The following is a 3791-nucleotide window of genomic DNA, read 5'->3' as shown; positions in this document are numbered from 1 at the left end:
CTTCGACGCTGGCCCGGCGGTTGCGTTTCATGGTCCGCAGTATACGAACCACCACCGCCAGCAAACGAAACTCAGTCGACACCAGAGGTTTCCGCGTTGCGCAGATGCTCGCAGATGCTCGCAGATGCTAGACATGTCCAGATACATCCCAGGCGACACTAATTGCTACACAGCTAAACGGCCTAGTCAAATGGGTTTGTCTAGTTTGCTAACGGCGCGAACTGTGCCGTACCGTTGATAGCGAACAGCTCGCGCAAACCGAAGGGATCAACACCATGGCCACCGACTACATGACGGCCGCTGACCTCGAAGAACTGACTGGTACCCCGAAAGCCACCTGGCGCTACTGGGCGCACATCGGCTCCGGCCCAGCGTCTTTCAAAATCGGGCGCCGCCGCGTCTGGAAACGCTCCACCGTTGAAGCCTGGCTCGGCCAGCTCGAAAACGAAGGCGCCAGCGTCTAAACCTCAACGACGCAATAACTTTCGGACTCCGGCTGCACCGACCCCGAAAGTGAAACCACAACGATGACCAACAACGACGAAGGCCGCCCCGACGGTAACGGGACGGCCTCCACGCGAAACCTCAACGATGCCACCAGGATAACAGACAGCGGCGACGGTTTCAGCTTCGCCGACTGGGTGGCCGGGCGGCCCGACGCCGGCCGGAGCGCGATCGATGACTGGATCGACAAGCCGCGGCCGCACTCGCTGGTGCGGCGGCTCACCGACCGCGGCCACGGCGACCTGCTGCGCCAACCGGCCAACAGCGACAGCGACGACGCTGCCATCGTGGCCCAGTTCGACCGCTTCTTTAACGGCGGCAAGCCCGCCGAGCGGCCGGCCATCACGCCGGCGCCGATCGATACCACCGACCGCGACCGCGCTTACGCCGCCGCAACACTCGCCGAGGTGGCCCGCGAGGTCGCCGCAACCCCCGAGGGCGCCCGCAACCACACGCTCAACGCGAAAGCGTTGCGCTCGACGGCAACACCACCAACACTCCGCTGGGCCTGCTACAGAACTCGGGCATCCTCACCCAAACCTATGTGGCGACCGGGGCGAGTTCCGAAACCGGGGCGATCGGCTCTGGTTCCACCGACGCCATTGGATCACTGGGTGACCCCAACACCTTCCTGACCGCGCTGGGCACGTTCGCCGCCAACCACCTGAACTTGGCGACCAGCTCGTGGGTGATTCATCCCACGGACTGGTACGGAACAATCCTGCAATCCCGCGACAGTCTAGGGCGCGGGCTTTTCACCCCGTCGCCCACGGCGGACACCCCCAACGCGCTGTTCGGCACCAGGGCTGTGATCAGTACACAGATCCCACAGGGCACGCTGGCGTTGGTCGACTGGTCACGCGTGCTGGTCGCGCTGGATGAGTTGCCCGACGTGCAAGTCCTCATCGAGGCGTATGCGCCGCAGGACTCCGTGGGGATCAAGGTGGTCACACGCGCTGATATCGGTTTGGCGCATCCCCAGGCTGTCCTGTCCCTCACTGCTGCGGGCGTAGCCGTGACCTCTCCGTCTCCAGCGCCGACTGTCGCTGACCTGACGGCGTTGTTGTACGGGGCATCTGGGACGGCGGTCGACTCCACTCAAGGGGCAGAAGTGATTTCGACCGTCACCCAGCTCGCCAACGCCTACACACGCGGGGTGGGCTTCACTGATGGCGTGCCGAACTCCGACATCGCTGCCGTGATTCTGACGGCTGCGGCCAGGCTGCTGGCACACCCTCGGCAGCTCGCCGTGGACGAGACGGTTGGGCCGGACAGTGCGTCATTCCGTGGCGGGTTCACCGGCTGGACTGTGCTTGAGGGCATTGTGCTTGATAGGTACAGGGTCCGGGCTGTATGAAGGTGCTCGTTTATCGGCCGGACGAGTCGACCGTCGACCGTAACGGCGATCCAATTGACACTTCCGGCAACGTGATTCGCCAAACCTCGCCGGGCACCTATTTGGGAACGCTAGCCGGAGTCGTGCTGGCAGACCCCGAAGTTCAGTCCCTCGCACGAGGGGTTGATACGGACACGGCCTCCGGTAACGCCCAGGCGCGTGGCAACGTGGCGGACGTGAACGCTCTAATCGGCGCTCCCGTCGGCGCTTCAATCACGTTGCAGCACAACGACACCATCGTCACGGATCAAGGTGTGAGTTACGCGCTGTGGGGTCCGCGCACCTACGGCCGACCCAACGTCATCACCGGCCAGCCCGTGAAGATCAATGGCACGGCCTACTACTGGTTGCGGGCGACTGCCCTGGTCAACTGAATACTTGCCCGCCTGCATTGCCTCATGGCTATGGCGGGCACCTAACGTGCTCCCCGTCCACCTGGGTTGTCGCCTTGACGGGGAGCGCCAAGCAACACCGCCAGTGCGTCTTGTCGACGCTGGGGTTCCTTGGCCCTAGGAGGCTGGCGGTGGGCGTGGGCTGCTGACCATGCCAACAGTGCGCCCTCTCGGCTGCACCGACACCCCCCGGTTGGTCCTTCCTGGCCGGGGGGTGTTTGCCGTTGTGCCAGTTGTGCCAGTTGTGCCAGTTGTGCCTCGGCTAGGCCACAGCCGACGCAGTGAACGGGTTGTTGGCCGGAAGCGGCTTGATGAATGGTTCGAGCAACTTGCCCGCCTGCTCAGCCGTGAGGACATCGGTGGGATCGAGCGGAATAACTTCGCGCCGCGAGGTGTCGTACTCCCATACATCCTCGCCGATCATGCGGCCCCGGTCGTCGTACGGCCAGATCATGTGAATCGCCATCTTCACCAAGTAGGTCGCCTCGGGGTCCACGGGCACGCCGCCAGCCGCGAGGACGGCCCCAGGAGTCTGCTGAGAAAGCATCAACGACGAAACGATCATGTCGTCGCTTACCGCAAGCTTCTCGTCATCGGCGTAGATGATGCACTGATCCGTGCGAGTCCATTCCCCATAAACCGCCTTGACCGCTGCGGCCCCCTCAAGGGTAGTGACCGTATCGAGCAGATTGAAGTGATAAACAGGCTCTTCGACCGTCAAGTCGGGGGCGAAGATCTCCTCGAAACGGCCAGATACCTCCAGGTAGCGGTGGCGGTTGTAGGCGTGCAGCAGATAGAGATGGCGCGGGTTCTCTGTCGTCTCGATCAATCGCTCCACGGCGGCATTGACCTGGGTGATGTCGAAACGGCTCATCTCGGTCCTTCCCTCGGTTAATGGTCGTGGTCGACCTCCGACACCCGCTTCATTCTCGACCAGGATCTGCTCGCCCGAGGCCGTTTGGCCCAGAATTAAGGCCGGGTCTGCTAGCCCTTGGGTGGGTGATCGGAGTGCTATTACATGGTTATTGCATGGCTATTAGCTAGTCTGCCTAGATATCATCATTGACCTGCGCAAACTATAGTGCGCGGTACTGGGATTGAACTTGCCGCCGGTGTCGTGATGGCTGGCGTCGGCGCGGCCGGTGAGCGCGGCGGTCAGGGCGACAGCGGCGGCGCTGACCTTGAGGCGGGGGGATCATCGCGCCACCTTAGCTGCCGCGACGCCGGCCCAGGGAGCGGGTTTGCTGCCCGGTGGGGCCAAGTCGTTTGACGGCCGCCCGGTACGCAGTGGGTACGCAGTAGATTCAGCGACAGGCTTCGTTAGCCAACATCACCAACGCGGTGACGTGCTAGTTCCCAGCACCGCCAACGCGGCAAACACCACTAAACGCCCAGGTAGTCTCGTTCGCATCGAGTAGGTCCGCTAAGCATTCCGTTGCTCCAGCGCATCGGACCGCCAAATGGCGCCGGGCGGTTGGCCCCGGGTGGTCATCAGAGGA

The 3791-nt window shown here is 63.2% G+C and carries 4 protein-coding genes; 3 read left to right on the top strand and 1 reads right to left on the bottom strand.

Annotated elements, in window-relative coordinates:
• Positions 1–275: 275 nt before the first annotated feature.
• The 3 genes from ACLQI9_RS20705 (at position 276) to ACLQI9_RS20695 (ending at position 2274) form a co-directional block, all read left to right on the top strand.
• Complete coding sequence (locus ACLQI9_RS20705; protein WP_442392091.1) at positions 276–464, top strand: helix-turn-helix transcriptional regulator; 189 nt, start codon at positions 276–278, stop codon at positions 462–464.
• Between the two features lie 542 nt (positions 465–1006).
• Complete coding sequence (locus ACLQI9_RS20700) at positions 1007–1861, top strand: phage major capsid protein (protein WP_442392092.1); 855 nt, start codon at positions 1007–1009, stop codon at positions 1859–1861.
• Positions 1858–2274 (top strand): hypothetical protein, encoded by a 417-nt coding sequence (locus ACLQI9_RS20695; protein ID WP_442392090.1) that lies wholly within the window; start codon positions 1858–1860, stop codon positions 2272–2274. Before ACLQI9_RS20700 ends, ACLQI9_RS20695 begins: the two co-directional genes overlap by 4 nt.
• A 280-nt stretch (positions 2275–2554) precedes the next feature.
• Here ACLQI9_RS20695 and ACLQI9_RS20690 read toward each other — a convergent pair whose 3' ends face one another.
• Positions 2555–3166: a hypothetical protein gene (locus ACLQI9_RS20690; protein WP_442392089.1), complete on the bottom strand. Its 612-nt coding sequence runs from the start codon at positions 3164–3166 to the stop codon at positions 2555–2557.
• Positions 3167–3791: the final 625 nt, after the last annotated feature.

Origin of the sequence: Mycobacterium sp. (genome assembly GCF_052143115.1) — a bacterium.
GTDB lineage: Bacteria > Actinomycetota > Actinomycetes > Mycobacteriales > Mycobacteriaceae > Mycobacterium.
Note: the sequence above shows the minus strand (reverse complement) of the source record. Positions and strands in the feature narration are given on the sequence as shown.